The following is a 22,412-nucleotide window of genomic DNA, read 5'->3' on the forward strand; positions in this document are numbered from 1 at the left end:
GCGCCACCGGGCATAACACGACGCTACTCCTCGATCGCCTGACGGATTTGCTGTAAAGACGCGGGATCGTCAATGGTCGTCAGATCGCCAGGATCGCGGCCTTCGCAGATCGCCTGAATCGTTCGTCTGAGCATTTTGCCGGAGCGTGTTTTCGGCAGTTGCGATACAAACCAGACGTGCGCCGGACGGCCAAAGTTACCAATCTGACTGTCCACCAGCGCCATAATCGCCTTCTCTTCCGAATGAGCAATGTCGCGGTCTTCCAGGCTGTCGCTCTGTTTCGGAATGACAAACGCGACCGCTACCTGCCCTTTCAGCGCGTCCTTCACGCCGACGACCGCCACTTCGGCGACGTTTGGATAGCTGGAAATACTCTCCTCTATCTCGCGCGTCCCCAGCCGGTGCCCGGCCACGTTGATGACGTCATCTGTCCGACCAAGAATAAAGTAATAGCCGTCCGCGTCACGAATCCCCCAGTCAAAGGTGGCGTATACCTGGCGGGAAAAAAGTGACCAGTAGGTATTCACAAACCGCGCGTCATCCCCCCAGATGGTCTGAATACAGCCCGGCGGCAGTGGCCCTTCAATCACCAGCATCCCCTTCTCGTTCGCCGCGCAAGGTTCACCGGTCACCTCATTGAGCAACTGCACGTTATAGCCATACATCGGCACGCCAGGACTGCCCAACCGCGACGGTCTGTCGTCCAGCCCGCGGGCGATCGCCATAATCGGCCAGCCGGATTCGGTCTGCCAGTAGTTGTCGATAACCGGGACGCCCAGCGTTTCCGTGACCCAACTGGCGGTCGGTTCATCCAGCGGCTCACCCGCCAGATACAGCACTTCCAGCGAGGAAAGATCGTGATTACGGATTTGCGCGGTCGGGAATTTCTTCAGTACGCGAATGGCGGTCGGGGCCGAGAACATCCGGCTGACCTGATACTTCTCAACAATTTTCCACCACACCCCGCAATCCGGATACGTTGGCAGCCCTTCGTAAACCACCGTCGCCATCCCCGCCAACAGCGGGGCGTACACGATATAGGAATGTCCAACCACCCAGCCGATGTCCGACGCGCAGAAGAACACGCCGCCTGCTTTACCGCCGAAAATGGTGTCCATCGAGGTCGCCAGGGCGACCGCATAGCCGCCAACGTCGCGCTGGACGCCTTTCGGTTTGCCGGTTGTCCCGGAGGTGTAGAGAATGCAGGACGTTTCGTTTGATTCCAGCCAGACAACTGGCACCCGCGCCCCGAGATGCTGTTGGCGAAGGGCGGCAAAGTCAAGGTCACGCCCCTCGACCCGCGCCATTTTCGCCAGACCGCGATCGACCAATACCACATGACGCGGCTGGTGCTGCGCCTGATCGATCGCATCATCGAGCAGCTTTTTATACGGCAGGATCTTGCCGCCGCGCGCCCCGGCATCCGCCGAAACAATAACCACCGGTCGGGCGTCGTCGATGCGCGCCGCCACGCTGTGCGAGGCGAAACCACCGAACACCACCGAATGGATCGCCCCAATGCGCGCGCAGGCCAGCAGCGTAATGTGCGCCTCGGCGATCATCGGCATATAAACCAGTACCCGATCGCCGCGCTGTACGCCCAGCGACATCAGTATCGCCGCCGCGACGTTCACTTCGTCATACAGCTGACGAAAGGTAAACGTGCGTTCTTCTTCGGTTTCTGATGACACCGCAATCAGCGCCAGCGCCTCGGGCTGTTTGTCCAGCCAGCGATCGATGGCGTTATGGCACAGATTGGTCGTGCCGCCGCAAAACCAGCGGGCAAACGGCGGGTTGCTGTGATCCAGTACCTGTGTATACGGCTGCTGCCAGTCAATACGCTGGGCCTGCTCGGCCCAGAACGACTCCGGCTGCGTAATCGAACGTTGATAAAACTCGCTATAAGACATAATGCTCTCCTGTTGAACTTACGCCTGATGAGTCGGGTTTCAGATAACAAATAAATCCATATACTCATTGACCGGCATCTGCTCCAGGCGAGTTCTGTCCAGGGAGACATCCAGGATGCGCTGCTGCTGACGGGTCGGAAACTGACGCGCCAGGTTGATTTTGAACTTCTCGACCAGCTTCGGCATGCCGTCGTTACGACGGCGCGCGTGGCCGATTGGGTATTCCACTACCACTTCTTCAAAACGTGAACCGTCGGTGAATTCCAGGGTGATGGCGTTGGCGATGGCGCGTTTTTCCGGGTCGTGATAATCGGCAGTAAAGGCCGGATCTTCAAAGCAGTTGATCTTCTCGCGCAGGGCATCAATGCGTTTGTCCTGCGCCACGCCGTCTTCATAATCTGCCGCCGTTAAACGCCCGAACAGCAGCGGAACAGCGACCATATACTGGATACAGTGGTCACGATCCGCGGGGTTATCGAGCGGACCTTTTTTATCGATGATGCGGATACAGGCTTCGTGCGTACGAATGGTCACTTTTTCGATATCCGCCGCCGTTTTACCTGCGGCCTGCAGTTGCTCGTACAGCGTCATTGCCGCTTCTACCGCAGTCTGCGAGTGGAACTCGGCCGGGAAAGAGATTTTAAACAACACGTTTTCCATTACGTAAGAACCGTACGGGCGCTGGAAGCGGAACGACTCACCTTTAAAAGAGACGTCATAAAAGCCCCAGGTTTTCGCCGTCAGTGCGGACGGGTACCCCATCTCACCGGTTTTCGCCATCAGCGCCAGACGTACCGCGCGCGAAGTGGCATCGCCTGCCGCCCAGGATTTACGCGTGCCGGTATTTGGCGCATGACGATAGGTACGCAGCGCCTGGCCGTCGACCCATGCCAGCGACACGGCGTTAAGAATTTCATCCCGGCTCAGGCCAAGCATCTCGGCAACCACCGCCGTCGAGGCCACTTTGACCAACAGGACGTGATCGAGACCTACGCGGTTAAAAGAGTTTTCCAGCGCGATACAGCCCTGAATTTCATGGGCTTTAATCATTCCGGTGAGCACTTTTTTCATGGTTAACGGCGCTTTCCCCACCGCCACCGCATTGCGCGACAGCCAGTCAGCCGTAGCCAGAATACCGCCGAGGTTATCGGAAGGATGGCCCCATTCCGCGGCCAGCCAGGTGTCATTAAAGTCCAGCCAACGAATCATCGCGCCGATATTAAACGCCGCCTGCACCGGGTCAAGCTGGAACTGGGTGCCCGGAACGCGCACGCCGTTCGGCACCACAGTCCCGGGGACGACCGGCCCCAGCAGTTTTTTACAGGCCGGATATTCCAGCGCTTCCAGGCCGCAGCCAAGGGTATCCAGCAGGCAATAATGCGCGGTGTCATACGCCACCTTCGAGGTGATTTCGTAGTTCATGACGTAATCAACGATATCAACGATTTCACGGTCAAATTCCGGGCGGACGTTCGAAATATGTGCAGACATAGGGTACATTTCCTGTTTTTTATCTTTCGAGGTTTGGTATTAGCAACGTTCTTCAATCGCGATAAATTCGCGATCTTCCGGGCCGGTATAGTTGGCGGAAGGACGGATAATTTTGTTGTCCTGGCGCTGTTCGATGATGTGCGCCGCCCAGCCAGTGACGCGGGCGATGACAAACAGCGGAGTGAACATTTCAGTGGGGACGCCCATCATGTTGTAGGAAACCGCCGAGAACCAGTCGAGGTTCGGGAACATCTTTTTCGTTTCCCACATCACCTCTTCCAGGCGGTCGGCGATGTTGTACATTTTCAGTGAACCGCCTTCCTGTGAAAGCTGTTTCGCCACGCGTTTAATCACCTGATGACGCGGGTCGGCGATGGTGTAAACCGGGTGGCCAAAGCCAATCACCACCTCTTTGTTTTCAACGCGTTTACGGATATCCGCTTCAGCTTCGTCCGGCGTTTCGTAGCGCTGCTGGATCTCCAGCGACACTTCATTCGCTCCGCCGTGTTTCGGCCCGCGCAATGCGCCAATCGCGCCGATAATGGCGGAATACATATCGGAGCCAGTCCCTGCAATCACGCGACCGGTAAAAGTGGAAGCGTTAAATTCATGCTCGGCATACAGCACCAGCGAAATATGCATCGCCTTTTCCCAACTTTGCGACGGCTTTTCGCCATGCAGCAGGTGCAGAAAGTGGCCGCCGATGGAATCATCGTCGGTTTCCGGCTGAATGCGCTCGCCGTTATGGCTGTAGTGATACCAGTACAGAAGGATTGAACTGAGCGACGCCAGCAGCTTGTCGGCAATATCGCGTGCGCCGGAAACGGTATGCCCCTCTTTTTCCGGCAGCGTACAGCCCAGCGCGGAGACGCCGGTGCGCATCACGTCCATCGGATGCGAGGCGGCAGGTAGCGCTTCCAGCACGGTACGCACGTTAGCGGGCAATCCACGCAGCGCTTTTAATTTAATCTTGTAGGCGTTGAGTTCATCGCGGGTAGGCAATTTTCCGTGGATCAGCAGGTGCGCAACTTCTTCAAATTCGCACTGCTGCGCCAGGTCGAGAATATCGTAGCCGCGATAGTGCAGGTCGTTACCGCTTTTTCCTACGGTGCACAGCGCGGTATTTCCGGCGGTGACGCCTGACAGCGCAACCGATTTTTTAGGTTTAATGACATGGGTACTGTTTTGCAGGATCGTTGTGTCGCTCATGTTGTCCTCGTCATTTTTATAATATGTAGGGTGCTGAGGGTGTGCGAGTAGCTACGCAGGCCGGATAAACGCAGTGCCATCCGGCATTGCCTGATGGCGGCTTCGCCTTATCAGGCCTACGTGGCTACTTTTTTGTGTACAGCGCGTCGAGTTTCTCTTCGAACTGGTAGTAATTGATGCTTTCGTAGAGTTCGTTGCGCGTCTGCATAATGTCGATAACGCTCTTTTGCGTTCCTTCCTGGCGCAGCACGTTATAAACCTTTTCCGCCGCGCGGTTCATGGCGCGGAAGGCTGACAACGGATACAGCGCCATCGCGACGTTCGCGCTGCGCAGTTCATCGGTGGTGAACAGCGGCGTAGCGCCAAATTCGGTAATATTGGCGAGGATCGGCACCTGTACCGCATCGGCAAACTGGCGGTACATCGCAAGTTCGGTAATGGCTTCCGGGAACAGCATGTCCGCACCCGCTTCAACGTATGCCTGGGCACGATCGATAGCCGCCTCTAACCCTTCCACCGCCAACGCATCGGTTCGCGCCATGATGACAAAGTTGGGATCGGTACGCGCATCCACGGCGGCGCGGATCCTGTCGACCATCTCTTCTTTCGAGACGATCGCTTTGTTCGGGCGATGACCGCAACGCTTGGCGCCGATCTGATCTTCAATATGCAGCGCGGCGGCACCGGCTTTGGCAATCGACTTCACGGTTCGCGCCACGTTGAACGCTGACGATCCAAAACCGATATCTGCATCCACCAGCAGCGGCAGCGGGCAAACGTCAGTAATGCGACGAATATCGGTCAACACGTCATCAAGGGTAGAAATACCGAGATCCGGCAAACCCAAAGAGCCCGCCGCGACGCCGCCGCCAGAGAGGTAAATGGCCTGATATCCGGCGCGTTGGGCCAGCAGAGCGTGATTGGCGTTGATGGTGCCTACGATTTGTAATGGATTTTCTTTGCTGAGCGCGGCGCGAAACGCCAGCCCTGGGGAGTGTAGAGACATATCCCGTCCTCTTGTTATCAACTTGTTAGCATTCGTTGATTTACTTAAAGCAAGGGGTATGCCAAAGACCTTAATTTTTAATTAATTTATGAATTTTAATTTAAAAACAATATGTTAAGGTCAATCATTGTCTCTGTGTTGCACAAAAGCGTGTCAGCTATCGTTTCAAGAAACGTTCCTTCACGTTTCATTGCAACATTTATGAAACACAACTAAACCCTAATACTCGGTTCCTTACTTTTTGGGTTGGTTATGGCTGATACGCATCTTCCGCCACGGGTGAACGATGACAAACCGGTTATCTGGACGGTTTCGGTCACGCGTCTGTTCGAACTGTTTCGCGACATCAGCCTCGAGTTCGACCATCTGGCGACCATCACCCCTATTCAGCTTGGTTTCGAAAAGGCGGTGACGTATATCCGCAAGAAGTTGGCCACCGAGCGCTGTGATGCCATCATTGCCGCGGGCTCCAACGGAGCATATCTGAAAAGCCGTTTATCGATTCCGGTGATCCTGATTAAACCCAGCGGGTTTGACGTGCTACAGGCGCTGGCAAAAGCGGGAAAGCTCACCTCGTCGATTGGCGTCATTACCTATCAGGAAACCATCCCTGCGCTTCTCGCCTTTCAAAAGACCTTCAATTTGCAGCTTGAACAGCGCAGCTATATCACCGAAGAAGATGCCCGTGGGCAAATCAACGAGCTGAAGGCCAGCGGCACGCAGGCAGTGGTCGGCGCGGGGTTGATCACCGACCTGGCGGAAGAAGCAGGCATGACCGGTATTTTTATCTATTCAGCAGCTACCGTGCGCCAGGCTTTTGTCGATGCGCTGGATATGACCCGGCTGACGCTGCGCAGAAATGGTCAGTACGCCTCTGGCGATACGCTACGCACCCGCTATGCGCTGGGGGATATGCGCGGTCACTCTGCGCAAATGGAACAGGTGCGGCACACCATTATGCTCTACGCCCGTTCGCGTGCGCCGGTGCTGATTCAGGGCGAAACCGGCACGGGCAAAGAGCTGGCGGCGCAGGCCATTCACCGTGAGTTTTTCACCCGTCAGGACAATCGCCGCGGGAAGCCCTCGCCGCCGTTTGTTGCTGTCAACTGCGGGGCAATCACTGAATCATTGCTGGAAGCTGAACTGTTTGGCTATGAAGATGGCGCTTTTACCGGCTCCCGTCGGGGAGGACGTGCGGGCCTGTTTGAAATCGCCCACGGCGGAACGCTGTTTCTTGATGAAATAGGCGAGATGCCGCTGCCGTTACAAACCCGACTACTGCGCGTGCTGGAAGAAAAAGAAGTTACCCGGGTCGGTGGACATCAGCCGATTCCGGTCGATGTACGTGTGATTAGCGCCACTCACTGTAATCTGGAGCAGGAGATGAAGCAGGGAGAGTTTCGTACCGATCTGTTTTATCGCCTGAGCATTTTACGCCTTAAGCTGCCGCCGCTACGCGAGCGGTTGCCCGACATCCTGCCGCTGGCGGAAGGCTTTTTAAAACAGTCGCTGGCGGAGCTGGATGTGCCGTTTTCTGAACCCGTGCGTAAGGGGCTGGGACTGAGTCAACCGACGTTGCTCAATTATGGCTGGCCGGGAAATATCCGCGAACTGCGTAATATGATGGAGCGTCTGGCGCTGTTTTTAAGCGTCGAGCCGCAGCCTGAGCTGAATGTACAATTCCTGCAGCAGTTGTTACCGGAACTGGTCGTTGCTGCTGACTCCCCACAGCTATCCACATCGTTGACGCCGCAGCAGGTGCTGGCACAATTCAATGGTGATAAAACCGCGGCTGCACGCTATCTCGGAATTAGCAGAACCACGTTCTGGCGCAGATTAAAAGAAAACCCGCCAGTACAATGACCGACGGGTGGCGTATTTTTTACAGCAGCGTGTTATTTTTTCTTGTAAATATTCGCTGTGCCATGGATTTTGTTATCCGTTTGGCCGGAGGTTAATACCACCACATCAGCGCCTTTCTCTTCAGCTTTCTTCAGCAGCTCTTCTTTAGCATCTGCAACAGAAACTTCATTACTCGTTGAAATATCACCGATTTTTGTGTACTGCGACTCAACCTTTTCAAACTCAAGTTTTGTCATAAATTCCGCAGCATAGGCGTTGGAAAAAACTAAAGCTAACGCACCAATAAGTACTTTATATCCAGTTTTCATATAAAAGCTCCAGGTTTTGTTATATATGCCATCATCGCCCCCTGAACATTCGACACGCGAGTCAAGGATGATTAATAAGTAGTTCAGGCTGATAAAAAGATCCAGAGCAGGCGGAAATATAAAGATATTTTGCTAATCGTTAAATACGCAAAACGCGCAGTGTGAGTGAATACGCAGAATGACGTGGATACTAAAATTATAGTGTTAGCTGACCCTGCTTCCGCCCTCACTAATGGATACGTTGTCTATGGAACCTCTGCACGCCGTCATACTCACCGTCAGCCTGTTTGTTTTAACTTTTTTTAATCCCGGCGCGAATCTGTTTGTGGTGGTGCAAACCAGCCTGGCGTCAGGACGACGCGCAGGCGTCATGACCGGTCTGGGCGTGGCCTTAGGCGATGCGTTTTACTCCGGCCTCGGGCTCTTTGGTATGGCGACGCTTATCACCCAGTGTGAAGAGATCTTTTCGTTGATTAAGATTGTCGGCGGCGCCTATCTGCTGTGGTTCGCCTGGAACAGCATCCGGCATCAGGCTACGCCGCAAATGGCAACGTTACAACAGCCGCTTTCCGCCCCGTGGTATGTGTTTTTCCGCCGTGGATTATTAACGGATTTATCTAATCCGCAAACCGTGCTGTTTTTTATTAGTATCTTCTCGGTCACCTTAAGCGCTGACACGCCAACGTGGGCCAGGTTGATGGCCTGGGCAGGCATAATATTGTCTTCCGTTATCTGGCGTATTTTTCTCAGTCAGGCGTTTTCATTGCCCGCCGTGCGTCGTGCTTATGGCCGAATCCAGCGGGTTGCCAGCCGGGTGATTGGCGCCATTATCGGTGTCTTCGCGCTCAGGCTTATTTATGAAGGTATTAGCCATCGATAAGAGAGTTTAACTTGACCATCGTGAGGTAATTGTCCGTAATACCGCCTGAATTTTTAATCGCACGTTGAGTGGCAGTGAGATGGAACAGGTTGAACCGGTAAACGACACATTACTCCTTACAGAATGGCAGGCGCTGATACGACAAACATCGCCTGAAGTTCACACGCTCCTGACATCGTTAAGCGATGAAGAGATCCGCCATTTAGTGACCGTTTTTTATGACTATATGCTCTCCCACGCCCAGAGCGCATTATTCCTCAATACAGAACAGGTCAGTACCCGCCTCAGCGGCAGCATGTTTGACTGGCTGCGCAGCGTCCTTGGCAGCGCGCATGAAGATCTCTCGCAACTGCTGGCCAAACAACGCAAAATTGGCGTGGTGCATGCCCGCATCGGTCTGCCCATCGATCTGGTGAACCGCGGCGCGCGTAAGCTCAAAGATGAGCTGTATCGGGTGTTGAAAACCAAAGCGGACTATTCGTCCTCTCTGCTGAGCGATGCTATCTGTTTCAGCAGTCTGGCAATGGATACCGCACTGGAGGCCATGACAGTCTCCTATTCCCCAAGCCATCAAAACTCGCTGCATACTCAGGAGCAGTATCGTCTGCAGACTATTTACGATGACGTTAACGTCGAGCGTGAGCGGCAAATCCGTTCGTTTACTGACTGGGAAAACCAGTTTATCTATAACATTGCCACCGCAATGCCTTTCGGTGAAATGGTATTTCTGGCGAACTCTGATTTTGGTATGTGGTTCTCGCATAAGGGAAAACATATTCTTGGCAACAGCAATTTGCTCAACGAAATGGAATCACTGATTGCAGAGATCGACACTCGTCTGACGACCACCCTGTCACCTCAGCATCAACCGACAGAGCCCGAACGGATGAGCTTATTACAGGATGTTCGCCAGCTCTCAGCAAAAATCCATTTCCTGCTCGCCTCAATGTTTGAGGCGCTGGTTAAGCAGGAAAATGGTAAAGATTCGCTGACCCAGTTGCTTAACCGCCGCTTTATTCCGACCATCATGCGACGCGAAATCTCGCTGGCGTTACATGCGCGTAAGCCTTTTAGCCTGGCAATGCTGGATATCGACTACTTCAAGCAAATTAACGATAACTTCGGACATAATACCGGTGATCTGACGCTCAAAAGCGTCGCGGCGGTTATTTATGATCATATCCGTAGCAGCGATTACGTGTTCCGCTACGGTGGTGAAGAATTTATGATTCTGCTCGTCGAGTCAGATGAATCGCAGGCCAGTATTATTCTGGAAACGCTGCGTATGAAAATTGCCGGGATGCGCATGGCCGCCTCTGCGACAGAAACGTTTTCCATTACCGTCAGTATCGCTATTGCCGAATATGACTATCATCCCGACTACAAACAACTGGTTGATAAAGCCGATCGCGCACTTTATCAGGCAAAAAGTAATGGTCGTGACCGCGTTGAGGTTTATCAGGAATAACCATTGCTCTGCAGAGAAATAAATACCCCGTTCAGGGTATTTATCTGACCTGTGATAAATATCAGGCTGTTATTATTATTCAGGTATTTTCGCATGATAAAAATAACAGCCGCGTAATAAGATGCAAATCAAATACACCAAATCTGAATAGCGCTAGCATATCCCGGTGATGACGCCTTCTGAATGCAGAAGGGGAAATATGAGGGACAGTATAAAATCATGAACGGGAAGAAGAGAACGCGCTGGCAGCGCCGCCCAGGCACGACCGGAGGCAAACTGCCCTGGAATGACTGGCGCAATGCCAGCAGTTGGCGAAAAGCCACCCAATTTCTCCTGCTGGCTATCAATATTTATATTGGCGTGACGTTCTGGTATTGGGTCCGCTATTTCGAAACCGCCGGTACCAGCGTCTATGTACCAAGGCCCGGCGGTATTGAGGGATGGCTACCGATAGCGGGCTTAATGAATATCCGCTATACGCTGGAGACCGGTTTTCTTCCGCCCATCCATGCCGCCTCCATGCTGCTGTTAGTTGCGTTTATCCTGATCAGCCTGTTGTTAAAAAAAGCCTTCTGTTCGTGGTTATGTCCGGTGGGCACGCTTTCCGAACAGCTCGGCAATTTGGGCAAAAAATTATTCGGTCGCAACTTCACGTTGCCGCGCTGGCTGGATATCCCGCTGCTCAGCCTGAAGTATTTGCTGCTGAGCTTCTTCTTGTATATCGCCCTGTCGATGCCCGCCCAGGGGATCCAATATTTTCTGACCTCAGCCTATGGCATCATTATCGATGTCAAGATGCTGGATTTCTTTCGCCATATTGGCTCCGCCACGCTTATCTCCGTGGTGGTTATCAGCATTCTGAGTCTGTTTATTCGCAACGCCTGGTGTCGTTATCTGTGCCCTTACGGCGCGTTGCTTGGGCTTTTCTCGCTGCTCTCACCGTTTAAAATCCGCCGCAATGCCGACAGTTGCATCGACTGCGGGAAATGCGCGAAAAACTGCCCGTCGAATATCCCGGTAGACAGACTGATTCAGGTGCGAACCGTGGAATGCACTGGCTGCATGACCTGCGTTGAATCCTGCCCGGTAGCCTCAACGCTGAGCTTTTCCCTGCAGACACCGCCAGGTGCGCAAGGCAACGGTGGTAAACCATTATGGCGCCAGACGGCGCTGTCGGGTGTTGCTATGACAATACTGGTGCTGGGAATTCTGTTTGCCACTATTGGTTACGCTGTATATGCCAATGTCTGGGATACACCGGTACCCGATCACATGTATTTCCAGCTGATCCCGAAAGCAAACATGATCGGCCATTAATTCTTTATCAGTCTGTTCAAAAACCCTGCCAATTCTGGCAGGGTTTCCCGCCTGTTACATCATTTTAAGACTATTGAACTTGTGTCATCGTGTCCTCGTTTATACAACCTTAACTATCACCCGTAATCATTTCTCTATTCTGTTATGGGCGACTGGGACCACAATAATGAACGGGATAACATCATGACTAAAATAAAACTGGCACTGCTATTACCTTTATTTCTGGCGGGCTGTACGATGAGCGACGGAGAATTAAGAAACGCCTACGCTCAGCATTATCAGCAACCCGCCGCCTATGTCGATATTTATAAGCAGAAAATAGCCAGCATGGATATTAATGCGCTGGCCCAATACGCCGCCGCAGAAGACAAGAAAAAAATGCGTGGGCAGCCAAGGCTGAAAATCGACGAATTCATTACCATTGAGAACGTGCAGGCGAAAGGAAATCGGGTGGTCTACGATTACTCGCTGTCCGAAAGCTGGCTGGCGCTGTCTGCAGATAAACAGCGCGAAAAGCAGACCAATATGAATAAAGACCTGGTCTACCGTACCTGCTCGCTGGAAACGGTACGCCTGGCGCAGGCCAAAGGGCTGGAAGAAGAGCATAACTACTACAGTCAGTACCCGGACAAGGTCGCCTTTACGCTGAGAACCAGCGCGCAAATTTGTATGCAAAACGGTTTTACAAAATAGCCGCAATCCACTATGCCTGATGCGCTGCGCTTATCAGGCATACATTTTGCGCACTGCCGGAGGCCGGATAAGGCGCCAGCGCCGCATCCGGCTAAAGCATCAGAACTTCCACGAAACGCTACCAACAATGCTGCGCTCGGCGCCGAAGTAGCAGTACGAGAGCGAGTTACAGGCCGCAACGTAGCGCTTGTCGGTCAGGTTGTTGACGTTCAACTGTGCGCTCAATCCTTTAATGCCGATATTCGTTAAGTCGTAGCCAATTGCCATATCCACCAGCGTGTAGGACGGCAGAGTGTGAGTATTCAGGCGATCGCTGGCAATACCATTCACATAACGTACGCCTGAGCCCAACGTCAGGCCGTCCAGCGGGCCGCTTTTCACATCGTAGCTCAGCCAGGTACTGGCCTGGTTACGCGGGGCATACACTGCGCGCTTACCCTGCTCTTCCGGGCTGCTTTTCTTATAGCGAATGTCGGTATAGGTATACGCCGCCTGCAAACGGAAGCTATCCGTCAGTTGGCTAATTGCCTCCAGTTCCACCCCTTCAGATTCAATTTCCCCAATCGAGCGGTACGGATCGGTCGGCTCTTCTTTGGTGGCGATATTCGTCTGATTGATACGGAATACCGATGCGCTGAACTGGCTGTTGAGCCCTTCCGGCTCATATTTCAGCCCGGCTTCCCACTGCTTGCCTTTCATCGGATCCAGCAGATTACCGTTCTCATCGGCAAAGCTGGTTGGCGTAAAGGCAGTGGAATAACTCACGTACGGCGCAAAGCCGTTATCGAATAAATAGAGCAGCGCGGCGCGGGTACTGAAGTTGTTTTTATCCAGATCGCTGCGGGTATCGTTGATCTTATCAATGTTAGAGACGCTGACCTGATCGTAGCGACCGCCAAGCGTAATACGCCAGCGATCCCATGACATCTGATCCTGTAAATAGTACCCCGTCTGACGCAGCTTGTGCTTTTCGCGCGCATACATGTCGATGTAATCAGGCTTCGCGCCGTACACCGGATTAAAGGCATTAATCGGCGGGAACGCGCCGTAGTAGCCAGTGGTATTATTGCTGCGATCCTGATAGTCGATCCCCACCAGCAGACGGTGGTTAACCTGCCAGGTATCAAAGCTGCCGTCGAGCTGGTTATCCAACGTAATCGCCGACATTTTTTCATCGGAGCCGGAGTAGCCGCGATTAAGTTCGGTTTCATTCAGCCAGCCCGCCGCATAGACCTGGTTCAGCTCCACGTCGGTATGCAGGTAGCGCAGCTTTTGCCGCACCGACCAGCCGTTATCAAACAGGTGCTCAATGTTGTAGCCCACCATGTTTTCACGGCGATCGTATTTATCGTAATCATCCTCGCCTTCGTAAAAGGTGTTGGAGATCTTTTGTCCGTAATGCGGAACCACGGTGCCGTCATACGGCAGACCAGAATGGCTACCGCCTTCCGGATCACGGTGCAGATAGGCCATCAGATCCAGACGCGTCTGGTCGGTGATGCGCCAGGTCAGGCTGGGCATCAGCGCATAACGTTCTTCCTTCAATGGACCAAACTGCGAGTCCGCGTAACGCGTCATTCCGCTCAGTCGCGCCGCCACGCGATCGTTATCATCCAGCGCCCCGGTGACGTCAAACGCCGCGCCGCGTTGGTTATTGTTGCCGGCAAACAGCTTTACTTCTCCACCCGCATCAAACGATGGCTTACGTGAGGTCAGCGCCACAATACCGCCCGGAGAGGAGCGGCCATACAGTACGGAAGCCGGGCCGCGCACCACTTCGATATCTTCGAGGAACCACGGATCGACCACCAGCGAGCTGTGAGAGTTGGTGTCGCCCATCATCTTCAGACCATCGAGATAGACGTTGTCCAGGCTGCCGTCAGAAAAGCCGCGCAGCACGATGTAGTCAAAGCGATTGGAAGCGCCAATCTGATTGCTGTACACCCCAGGCGTATAGCTGACGGCCTGGCGCACGCTGGTTGCGCCCTGCTCTTCAAATTGTTCACGGGTAACGATCGATACCGACTGCGGCGTTTCAATATCCGGCGTGGCAAGCTTCGTGGCCCCGCTCTGCATCTGTGAGGTGACAACCACCGTATCGTTTTTTGTTGTTTCCTGCGCCAGCAGAGGAAAAGCCACGCTGCCGGTAACCCATCCCACCAGCAGCGCCAAGCGAGTCTTCGCGAACATGAATATCTCCAAAGGCATGTCTAATTGTAAGTGAGAATTATTACCTTTTTGCTGACGGAGATAGCTATGCCGGATGCCAGGTTGCCTATGCGCAGTGCCAAATTGTCAGGAAATCACGTGCGTAAAACGCAAATATGGATTAGCAAGGTTTGAGCAAATCGCCCGGCGAAAAGCCGTAACGGCGACGAAAAGCGGTAGAAAAGTTGGTGGCGTGCTGATAACCCGACATCCAGGCCGCCTGTTGTACGCTGTATCCTTCCAGTAGATAGCCGCGCGCACGTTCCAGACGGCAATCGCGCAGGTAGTCGAATACCGAACAGCCATAGGCTGTGCGAAACTTACTGCGCAGGCTGCTGGGACTCATCGCCGCGCGTTGGGCCAGTTCATTAAGGGTGTAGTCATTTTCGGGACTCTGCTCCAGCAGACGGCGAACGACCTCCAGCCGCTGTTGCTCACCGCTGGCCGCAAGGCGTTTGCCGCTCTCAACCTGACACACGCTAAGGCCATGGCCGAACAGTTGTAATATCAGCCCTTCCAGCATCAACTGACGAGAAACATGGCTAATCGTGCTCTGCTGCGCGTACTGCAGTCCGCTGAGTAAAAACCCCGGTACCTGCCATATAAGCGTCGGTGTCTGGCATCTTTCCCACTCACGCATCAATGATTCAAGCAACCCCGTGCGCCACGCGCCGTCGGGATACAGACCAAGCGATAAGGTTCGCAGTTTGCAGTCGGCATGATGGCGGGCACGCATCGTCTGGTGCTCGCTCAGGCGTGAGCTAAACGCCATCCCGGAACGCACCATATGCTCCTGCCCGTTGAGCGTCAGAATCACGCAACCTTCCATGACTACCAGCATATAGAGAGGGCTGCTGTGGCGGGAGGTTGTTTCGTAAGGTTGCAATACCTGTACGTCGGAGTGCGTCACGCACATTCCGCAGGGGAGCGTCATCTCCTCCACCTCACCTTGCAGAACGGGGCTGCAGGACGGTAAATCCGGCTTTTGCGCCAACAGGGGAAAACGGTAATCAATCCCGTAGCGTTCACCAAAATCCATAAACTCGCTGACGGAGAAGGTGCGAGCAACGCGTCTGGAGGCATTCAGGGCGGTGGTGTTCTTCATGCTGTCTTCTGCACAGGAAATGGGATTAACGATTTATCACTGAAGCAACATTACCATTCCCTGAACAACACGACAATAATAATGAGAACTATTATCAATTGAATAATAACGCAGTCTCTCGCCAACCCGCCATCTCATCAGGCGGAATAACCCACTGATGAGATGAGCAGCGCCGGGTTAACGCCCTGAACACTATGCTACGATTTTTCTTCCACCTGAAACACAGCCACCGCCTCGGACAGCATGGCCGACTGCTCTTCCACACTGCCTGTCGTGGCGGCAATCTCCTCAACCAACGATGCGTTCTGTTGAGTCACTTGCTCCATCTGCGTTACCGCGACCCGGATCTGTTCAATACCACGGCTTTGTTCTCCTGATGCGCCGGAGATATCTTCCATTAATACGTTGATGTTGCGTATCGCTTTGGCGAGATCCGCCATCATGACCCCACTATTTTCAGCTATCTCAACGCCTTCTTTGACGCTGATTGCCGCTTTGGCTACCAGTTCACTGATCTCTTTCGCCGAGGCGGCGCTACGCTGGGCAAGGGTTCTGACTTCACTGGCTACAACGGCAAACCCACGCCCGGATTCACCTGCGCGTGCTGCTTCTACCGCGGCGTTTAACGCCAGGATATTGGTCTGAAACGCAATACTATCAATAACATGTGATATTTCGTTTACGCTTTGCGCATTGATGCTGATCAGATGAATTTTCTCGACCATCTCACTCATCAAACGCTCGCCGCGCAGGGCCATTTCTGTGCTTTCACTGGTCATGGCAGATGCCTGGTGGGACTTATCGGAGTTATTTCTTGTCGTTACCGAAATCTGTTCCATGCTGGCCGCTGTTTCCACCACTGCCGCCGCCTGCTGCTCCGTTCTGGTCGATAAGTCTGAATTACCGGAAGCAATTTCCTGCATACCCGTATTAATCGATCCGACGCCATCGCGAATGGTGCTGACCGTCTCACGCAGACCGTTCTGCATATTTTGTAAATTCAAACACAACAGACCTATCTCATTATTACCCGATACCTTAACCGGATGACTCAGATCGCCTTTGCCAATCCGTGAAAAATGCTCAGACACGGTATTTAATGGCCGAATGATTGTCCGGTTCATCCAGATATTGCAGATAAAAAAGATAAGTACTGTTACCATCAGGATCACAGATACCTTCAGTACTGACTTATTAAACTGAACGTGGGTCTGTTCTACGATCTTTTCACCGACCAACAGTGTTGATTTGTAATAATTCTCCACCTGGCTATCAAAGTTTTTGCGAATAGCAAGCAGTTCAGGCTCGATAGTTACTTGTGTATTTACAATACTGCCGGTAGAAATCATCTCATTTAATTTATCAACATGTTTTTGTGCCGCATTCATTTGTTGCTCAAAGGCAGCCCTGATAGCTTTACCGATCTGCGGATCATCAGCGGTTAAACCTGGTATGTCCCAGAAATTATTGAACTGTTTTCTGGCTTTACCAATCTCCTCTTGCGCCTGGCTCAATGTTTGTTGGGTATCAGACACATTATGCAGCTGAATATTATCAAGTCCCCCTCTTATTTTATAAACAGCCTCAGCAACCTGATGCAATGCATCCTGTTCCTTAATGACATTATGCAGTAAAAGTGTACTTTTTTGGTTTTCTTTGAGATCGATGAGCTCAAATCCATTAGAAAAAAACTGCATAAAAGTGAATAACAACAGCAATAATAACAGACTGGTTTTAATCCTCATACCCTTTAACATTTGAACATCTCCATAACAATAAAGTTCATCCACGACCTAATTGTTATCGACCCGCAAAGAAATACCTTAACCTGTAAAATGGTTAATTATCAGAACGTATTCTCGCTGGCTTTCTCGTCATAAATTAGATGCACGAACCTACACACTGCGGCCAGCTGCGTATATCTCAAGCAGGGATAAATAAAACCAGAACAAACCCACATTAATATTATTTATGGATAATAAAATGATACGCAAATTGAACGCCAACAAGCCATTGAGAATAGCTGAGTTGGCGTTATCTGACTTAAACCAGGCAGCGAATATAGACGGTAACCTCTGCCTGTCTATCGCCCGGAACCCGCACCCAGGACAACGAATCAACGGTGATTGGCGCCATTTCATTTTCTAAGCGTAATAAAGGCGTACTGCCATCTGGCATACCTGTGCTTTCCGCTATCTCGAGAACGCCCCGAAAAGAAATGGATACGTTGTCTGAAATATCAGACAACCTAATCCATTCGCTGCCGATCGCTAACTTTCGCGTAAACATTCGCTATCCTTGGCGCGTGGTTTATATCCGATACATTGATATGTAGATCAATACATTGTTCGAATTATCAGCACTCTGCTCAGTTCGTCAGTTAAGCATTACTTACCTGAAGAAAATGGAAGTGGTAAAACTCATTCGATATGTGCTTTACAAATTCAACTGCGAGGTTATGTTTGATGAAAGTTAACTTTGCAAACTCAACATCACCATACACCCGGATACAGAAGGGGTTAACAATCTCTCCCTGAATGCCAAAGCACTCCTGGAGTCTGGTGTCATCCATAAAAATAAAATTACCGTCTCTTACCTTAATTTTTTCATGCAGATCTCGCCATTTCTCCGGCGTAAGCAAAAAGCTTTCCCAGCCATTATTTCTCAATACCTCGATCGTATGAGTAAACTTAAAATAATCGTTTTGCATTGTTACATCACCACTCGAAGTCGAGTACAGGTATTCTATTTTAAATTTAAGCTGTGCATTGAGGCTTTTTTTATTTCCTTCATCAATTAACCACTGAAGCTCATTGACGATACTCCTTGAAAAGAGTTTTCTTTTTTTAGCGATGGTCAGCCAATGCATAATAAAAAGATGTTCTGACATTTTAGAGTTAATCTTACGATCCTGTGTTGCGATACCGATTGCAACTAATGCACTCCAGGTAAACGCTTCCAGGTCATCCTGATAATGGTGTCGTAACGTACTAACTTTTCCTGAATCTTTTACCACTGAAACCTGCCCAAATAAATCATTATTTCATGTCGACCTTGCATCATTCCATTTAAAAAACTACTACAACTAAAAACCTCAAAATATGATCCAGATTAATTTATCTCAATGTAAAATAAGAGACCTGAAACACATTATCTTTATTAATCATTAATAGTTGAAAGGTTGACCGCAAATAATAAGAACAACTCAATAAAGCTGAAAGCTAATAATAATCACCAGCAATCAATGCAACAACATATCAAACCAGAAAACCTCCAGTTCAATGAATCGGAGGTTTGCCTGTGCCTGCAATTGTTAATAGAAAATACCGATGATCAGAGTATGAGTAACAAAACCTACGATCAACGGCACGGCGGTCCTTTTCACCACATCAAATGGGGTTATTTTGGCTCCGCTGGAAACGGCAATCACCACGCCGGATACCGGTGAAATTGCCCGTCCCATATGCGATGCCTGCTGCATCGGCAGGATCATGGCAACAGCATTAGCCCCCATGCTGGCGGCGATTTGCGGGATGAGCTCAACAAAGGCGAGGAATGGCGCATTTCCCGAGCCCATAATGATTGCCGCGGCCAGCGTCACCAACGCAAATACCACCGCCATGGCAAACGGTGGTAACCCCACGTGTTCAGCCATCAGTATAAGTTGGTCGATAGCACCGATAACCTTAATGCCATGAGCAAAAACCCCCGCCGCCACCAACAGTCCAACCACGCCAGTAAACGCAGTGCCCATTCCCTTAAGGAAATGGCTGAATCCTTCGCATACCGACTTTAAATCACGCACCCGCAGCCACTCGATCAGCATACAGATTGCCATTGAAATGAGGACAATGGTGATAATATTCAGGTTAATACCGCTGACGAACATCTCGGATGATCCCACTGCCATCAGAATTGGTAGCATCGGAAGCAGCGCGTAAAATGCCGGAGCTTTTCCTGAGTCAGTCACCTCAGCGCTACCGATTTCCCGTGGTAACGTCCCCGCTTTACGGTCACAATGTCGCTGCCAAAAAAAATGGCAAACGCCGACGACCAGAACCGTTGCCAGCGCGGCGGGTCCCTGGTGGTAGACAACATATTCCACCACATCCATATTGACCGCTTTAGAGCCCCGGATAGCATCGATTGCCGTCGGGGTGTAAGCCACGCCAAGCGAAGTGGCAATAACCCCGGCAGCCGAAGCCGCAGAAAGCCCTAATCCCAGCATAATGGGGAACATCGTCCCCATCAGCAATACGGCAAGCCCGGTTGCTGAAGGAATGGCCAACTGCAGGAGGCTGGCGAGCAGGTAGGAGAAAAAGAGCAGCACATAGGGTGAACGCAGCGTCCGTAAGGGTTTCGTGACGACGCGCACGACCGCTTCATTTGCCCCGATGTGGTCCATGTAATGCGCAAATCCCATTAACGCCATGATCATCAGGCCGAGATCGGCGGCACGGGTGCTGAAGAGATCGCGCATCACCTCGAAAGGATCAAGGAAGGAAATCCCCGTACTGGCAACGCCCTTCGGTAATACCGTCCCCCATCCGGTTAACGCGGTGCAAATCATCAGAACTAAGCCCGCAATAAATAGCACAGGTTCAGCGCGATAACCTTTCAGAATCAGACGCGCCACCATCACGATAACCAGAAGCGCGATTAATACCTGAATCATGGCTGAGCTCTCCGCTGCGAGAACTCAGTATACGTTTCCTCAATGACCGCCACCACGACATCGCTGGCAGCCCGTAAGGAACGCACCGGCAGATACTCATAAATTGAATGGAAGTTATGAGCACCGGTAAAAATATTTGGGCACGGCAATCCTTTTTGCGACAGAACCGCGCCATCATACCCGCCACGCATAGCGACAGGGGCTGGGGTAATGCCACATTTCTGATAAGCGCGTAATGCAATATCAATCGGATAGCGCGCATCACCCTGCAGGCTATTAAACACATTCTGATAGCGATCGGCTAAATGACAGACCACGCTGTTTTCTCCCCACAGCGCACAGGTGCTTACGGCAAGCTGACGGATAAACGCCATTCGCGCTTTATAACCTTCTTCACTGAAGTCGCGGATATCCAGCTTAAGGACCGTACGGGCGCTGTTACCCTGTAGCTGTTTTACCCAGTAATAACCTTCGCGCCCTTCCGTATACTCAGGCGCTTCTCCCCCTGGTAGCATCGCAATAAACTTATGCGCCATCAGCAGTGAGTTCTTGAGCTTACCTTTGGCCGACATCGGGTGTGCGGACTGCCCGGTAAAGATGATTTCCGCATCACCTGCATTCCAGTTTTCGTAAACAAACTCACCGATACCGCAGCAGTCCAGGGTATAGCCAAAATCAGCACCAAACGCCGCAACATCAAACGCTTTTGCGCCACGCAGGCCCTGTTCCTCGTCCGGGACAAAACCGACTTTCACCGGCCCATGTTTAATCTCCGGATGCGTAATCAGATACTCCAGGGCATTCATAATTGCGGCGATGGCGGCTTTATCGTCTGCTCCTAACAGACTGGTTCCATCCGTTACCAACAGGTCATCACCGATATAATTTTTCAGTTCTGGAAATTCACTTTCGCGCAGGTAAATATTCAGCTCTTTGTTCAGGCATAAATCCCCCCCGCGATAATGCAGACGCTGTGCTTTGGTGTCTGCGGTCTGTTCCGCACTGGTATCCAGATGACCAAAAAAGGAGACCACCGGGATCGCGTCATCGGTATTGCCAGGTAAGGTTGCCGTCACAATAGCGGTATCCCTGACCTCAATGTTTTCCATTCCTAATGCTTCAAGTTCTGCTGCAAGCAGTTTTGCCAGTTCCATTTGACCTGGGGAAGAAGGCATTATCCCATTAGCGCCGTTTTCCCTTGATGTCGTGGTATTGATTTTCGTGTAGTTTATAAAGCGTTCAACAATATCCATTCCAGGTGATCCTTAATGTATCATTTAAGAGGTACTGCGAGAGAAGACCAGCATGCAGCGCGGGTTGATGAATCTGAGAACCGAATAAAATCAGCGTTCATCCCAGAACGCTGATTTTATGGGCACTACGACAACGATTTATATAAAGGAAGATAAAAAGGCTAGTGGTTGTACCTGTGATTAAAAACTCCTTTCTGATTGATGAAATCATATTCCCTGTCTGTTTTTACTGCTATTTCCCATGGTGTTGAGCTAACAGAAGTCATAAATAGTATCCGTATACCTAAGAGATAATAGAAATCATTTAGATTCCTGTATTCTGCACCGGTATAAGACGTACCATCGCTATATTTTTTTAATGAACGAATACTGTTACAGCTACATGCAACCGTTTGCACTTCTCTACAAATAGCCAGTTAACGCACTAAAATCCGTGAACAAAATCACAATTACTTCAAAATCACGCTTTTCTCATTACCATGAAAAACAGTTAGTTATAAGAGAAATCATATAATACCCCTATAAATTAAGGTGGATTCATACTATTCACAATGGAATATGTTCATAGTGGTACTATTTCAATATTACAAAACCCGTTGAACAAAGATCTCACAAGACATTATTAAAAAGGCTCCAACAACAATATTAATATTTTATTCAAAGTGCTTAACAAATTTATCCACATACAAAAAAAACCTCTCCCCTGAGAAGAGATTCAGGGCAGAGGTAATACGGGTGTTAAGGACATATTTATAGTTTTAATGATAACAGAAGAGCTTCTTGCAGGATCGAGTATACACACTTAGCAACATTAAGAAAATTCTTAAAACAATGAAATTAAAAATTTAATTTAAAACCACTTTTATAATCAAGAAGTATTTATCAAAGCAAAAAAGCAAGCAACAGAAAACTTTAATCGCATTAATCAATGATGTCATAATAATTAAACAGCAACGCTGCGTGGCTAACGATGACGATATTTACGATGTTCAAATATTAAATTATATTGATACATCAACGCATTTT

Annotated in this window: 17 protein-coding genes; 5 read left to right on the forward strand and 12 right to left on the reverse strand. The window is 50.8% G+C overall.

What is annotated here, in order from left to right; genetic code table 11:
- Positions 1-23: 23 nt before the first annotated feature.
- From prpE to prpB, 4 genes are all read right to left on the reverse strand, one after another.
- Complete coding sequence (prpE, locus tag OGV80_RS02890) at positions 24-1,910, reverse strand: propionate--CoA ligase (RefSeq protein ID WP_286513573.1); 1,887 nt, start codon at positions 1,908-1,910, stop codon at positions 24-26.
- A gap of 39 nt (positions 1,911-1,949) precedes the next feature.
- Positions 1,950-3,401, reverse strand: a complete 1,452-nt coding sequence (locus OGV80_RS02895) for a bifunctional 2-methylcitrate dehydratase/aconitate hydratase (protein ID WP_213732106.1) — start codon at positions 3,399-3,401, stop codon at positions 1,950-1,952.
- Positions 3,402-3,440: 39 nt separating this feature from the next.
- A complete protein-coding gene (prpC, locus tag OGV80_RS02900) occupies positions 3,441-4,610 on the reverse strand; it encodes a bifunctional 2-methylcitrate synthase/citrate synthase (RefSeq protein WP_286513604.1) in 1,170 nt (389 codons plus the stop codon).
- Positions 4,611-4,734: 124 nt separating this feature from the next.
- The gene (prpB, locus tag OGV80_RS02905; RefSeq protein ID WP_043015329.1) at positions 4,735-5,616 is read right to left on the reverse strand and encodes a methylisocitrate lyase; all 882 of its coding nucleotides are present in this window, start codon (positions 5,614-5,616) and stop codon (positions 4,735-4,737) included.
- A 252-nt stretch (positions 5,617-5,868) separates the two neighbouring features.
- Here prpB and prpR point away from each other — a divergent pair, with 252 nt between their 5' ends.
- Entirely contained in the window at positions 5,869-7,479 is a 1,611-nt protein-coding gene (gene prpR, locus OGV80_RS02910) for a propionate catabolism operon regulatory protein PrpR (RefSeq protein ID WP_181230716.1), read from the forward strand.
- Positions 7,480-7,511: 32 nt separating this feature from the next.
- On the opposite strand, the gene yahO is transcribed toward prpR, so the two are convergent.
- A complete protein-coding gene (gene yahO, locus OGV80_RS02915; protein WP_003830901.1) occupies positions 7,512-7,787 on the reverse strand; it encodes a DUF1471 family periplasmic protein YahO in 276 nt (91 codons plus the stop codon).
- Between the two features lie 247 nt (positions 7,788-8,034).
- Here yahO and OGV80_RS02920 point away from each other — a divergent pair, with 247 nt between their 5' ends.
- The 4 genes from OGV80_RS02920 to OGV80_RS02935 all read left to right on the forward strand — a co-directional run bounded on the left by OGV80_RS02920 (position 8,035) and on the right by OGV80_RS02935 (position 12,145).
- On the forward strand, positions 8,035-8,667 hold the full coding sequence (locus tag OGV80_RS02920) for a LysE family transporter (RefSeq protein WP_043015327.1): 633 nt from the start codon (positions 8,035-8,037) through the stop codon (positions 8,665-8,667).
- A 79-nt stretch (positions 8,668-8,746) separates the two neighbouring features.
- Entirely contained in the window at positions 8,747-10,135 is a 1,389-nt protein-coding gene (locus OGV80_RS02925; protein ID WP_286513608.1) for a diguanylate cyclase, read from the forward strand.
- Positions 10,136-10,354: 219 nt separating this feature from the next.
- On the forward strand, positions 10,355-11,452 hold the full coding sequence (locus OGV80_RS02930; protein WP_087053155.1) for a 4Fe-4S binding protein: 1,098 nt from the start codon (positions 10,355-10,357) through the stop codon (positions 11,450-11,452).
- 183 nt (positions 11,453-11,635) lie between these two features.
- Positions 11,636-12,145, forward strand: a complete 510-nt coding sequence (locus OGV80_RS02935; protein ID WP_223306664.1) for a hypothetical protein — start codon at positions 11,636-11,638, stop codon at positions 12,143-12,145.
- Positions 12,146-12,244: 99 nt separating this feature from the next.
- Here the strand turns inward: OGV80_RS02935 and foxA are convergent, their stop codons facing one another.
- From foxA to pepT, 7 genes are all read right to left on the reverse strand, one after another.
- Positions 12,245-14,353 carry a ferrioxamine B receptor FoxA gene (foxA, locus tag OGV80_RS02940; protein ID WP_087051671.1) on the reverse strand — a complete coding sequence of 703 codons (2,109 nt, stop codon included), beginning with the start codon at positions 14,351-14,353 and terminating at the stop codon, positions 12,245-12,247.
- 121 nt (positions 14,354-14,474) lie between these two features.
- Positions 14,475-15,458: a helix-turn-helix transcriptional regulator gene (locus OGV80_RS02945; protein WP_286513613.1), complete on the reverse strand. Its 984-nt coding sequence runs from the start codon at positions 15,456-15,458 to the stop codon at positions 14,475-14,477.
- 197 nt (positions 15,459-15,655) lie between these two features.
- A complete protein-coding gene (locus tag OGV80_RS02950; RefSeq protein WP_286513616.1) occupies positions 15,656-17,215 on the reverse strand; it encodes a methyl-accepting chemotaxis protein in 1,560 nt (519 codons plus the stop codon).
- Between the two features lie 286 nt (positions 17,216-17,501).
- Positions 17,502-17,747: a hypothetical protein gene (locus OGV80_RS02955; RefSeq protein WP_100194010.1), complete on the reverse strand. Its 246-nt coding sequence runs from the start codon at positions 17,745-17,747 to the stop codon at positions 17,502-17,504.
- A gap of 91 nt (positions 17,748-17,838) precedes the next feature.
- Positions 17,839-18,474 carry a DUF2913 family protein gene (locus tag OGV80_RS02960; RefSeq protein ID WP_286513621.1) on the reverse strand — a complete coding sequence of 212 codons (636 nt, stop codon included), beginning with the start codon at positions 18,472-18,474 and terminating at the stop codon, positions 17,839-17,841.
- 297 nt (positions 18,475-18,771) lie between these two features.
- The gene (gene dcuC, locus OGV80_RS02965; RefSeq protein ID WP_043015319.1) at positions 18,772-20,133 is read right to left on the reverse strand and encodes a C4-dicarboxylate transporter DcuC; all 1,362 of its coding nucleotides are present in this window, start codon (positions 20,131-20,133) and stop codon (positions 18,772-18,774) included.
- Positions 20,130-21,386: a peptidase T gene (pepT, locus tag OGV80_RS02970; protein ID WP_047413179.1), complete on the reverse strand. Its 1,257-nt coding sequence runs from the start codon at positions 21,384-21,386 to the stop codon at positions 20,130-20,132. The genes dcuC and pepT overlap by 4 nt, the downstream gene beginning before the upstream one ends.
- Positions 21,387-22,412: the final 1,026 nt, after the last annotated feature.

It is taken from the genome of Citrobacter sp. Ce119 (genome assembly GCF_030334525.1).
GTDB lineage: Bacteria > Pseudomonadota > Gammaproteobacteria > Enterobacterales > Enterobacteriaceae > Citrobacter > Citrobacter europaeus.

What these genes read in the sequence shown, in the direction of transcription:
- prpB (WP_043015329.1), bottom strand. Translation starts at nt 5,616, where the DNA reads ATGTCTCTACACTCCCCAGGGCTGGCGTTTCGCGCCGCGCTCAGCAAA.
- foxA (WP_087051671.1), bottom strand. Translation starts at nt 14,353, where the DNA reads ATGCCTTTGGAGATATTCATGTTCGCGAAGACTCGCTTGGCGCTGCTG.
- prpR (WP_181230716.1), top strand. Translation starts at nt 5,869, where the DNA reads ATGGCTGATACGCATCTTCCGCCACGGGTGAACGATGACAAACCGGTT.
- OGV80_RS02920 (WP_043015327.1), top strand. Translation starts at nt 8,035, where the DNA reads ATGGAACCTCTGCACGCCGTCATACTCACCGTCAGCCTGTTTGTTTTA.
- OGV80_RS02895 (WP_213732106.1), bottom strand. Translation starts at nt 3,401, where the DNA reads ATGTCTGCACATATTTCGAACGTCCGCCCGGAATTTGACCGTGAAATC.
- dcuC (WP_043015319.1), bottom strand. Translation starts at nt 20,133, where the DNA reads ATGATTCAGGTATTAATCGCGCTTCTGGTTATCGTGATGGTGGCGCGT.
- prpE (WP_286513573.1), bottom strand. Translation starts at nt 1,910, where the DNA reads ATGTCTTATAGCGAGTTTTATCAACGTTCGATTACGCAGCCGGAGTCG.
- OGV80_RS02955 (WP_100194010.1), bottom strand. Translation starts at nt 17,747, where the DNA reads ATGTTTACGCGAAAGTTAGCGATCGGCAGCGAATGGATTAGGTTGTCT.
- yahO (WP_003830901.1), bottom strand. Translation starts at nt 7,787, where the DNA reads ATGAAAACTGGATATAAAGTACTTATTGGTGCGTTAGCTTTAGTTTTT.
- OGV80_RS02925 (WP_286513608.1), top strand. Translation starts at nt 8,747, where the DNA reads ATGGAACAGGTTGAACCGGTAAACGACACATTACTCCTTACAGAATGG.
- OGV80_RS02935 (WP_223306664.1), top strand. Translation starts at nt 11,636, where the DNA reads ATGACTAAAATAAAACTGGCACTGCTATTACCTTTATTTCTGGCGGGC.
- OGV80_RS02945 (WP_286513613.1), bottom strand. Translation starts at nt 15,458, where the DNA reads ATGAAGAACACCACCGCCCTGAATGCCTCCAGACGCGTTGCTCGCACC.
- prpC (WP_286513604.1), bottom strand. Translation starts at nt 4,610, where the DNA reads ATGAGCGACACAACGATCCTGCAAAACAGTACCCATGTCATTAAACCT.
- pepT (WP_047413179.1), bottom strand. Translation starts at nt 21,386, where the DNA reads ATGGATATTGTTGAACGCTTTATAAACTACACGAAAATCAATACCACG.
- OGV80_RS02950 (WP_286513616.1), bottom strand. Translation starts at nt 17,215, where the DNA reads ATGTTAAAGGGTATGAGGATTAAAACCAGTCTGTTATTATTGCTGTTG.
- OGV80_RS02930 (WP_087053155.1), top strand. Translation starts at nt 10,355, where the DNA reads ATGAACGGGAAGAAGAGAACGCGCTGGCAGCGCCGCCCAGGCACGACC.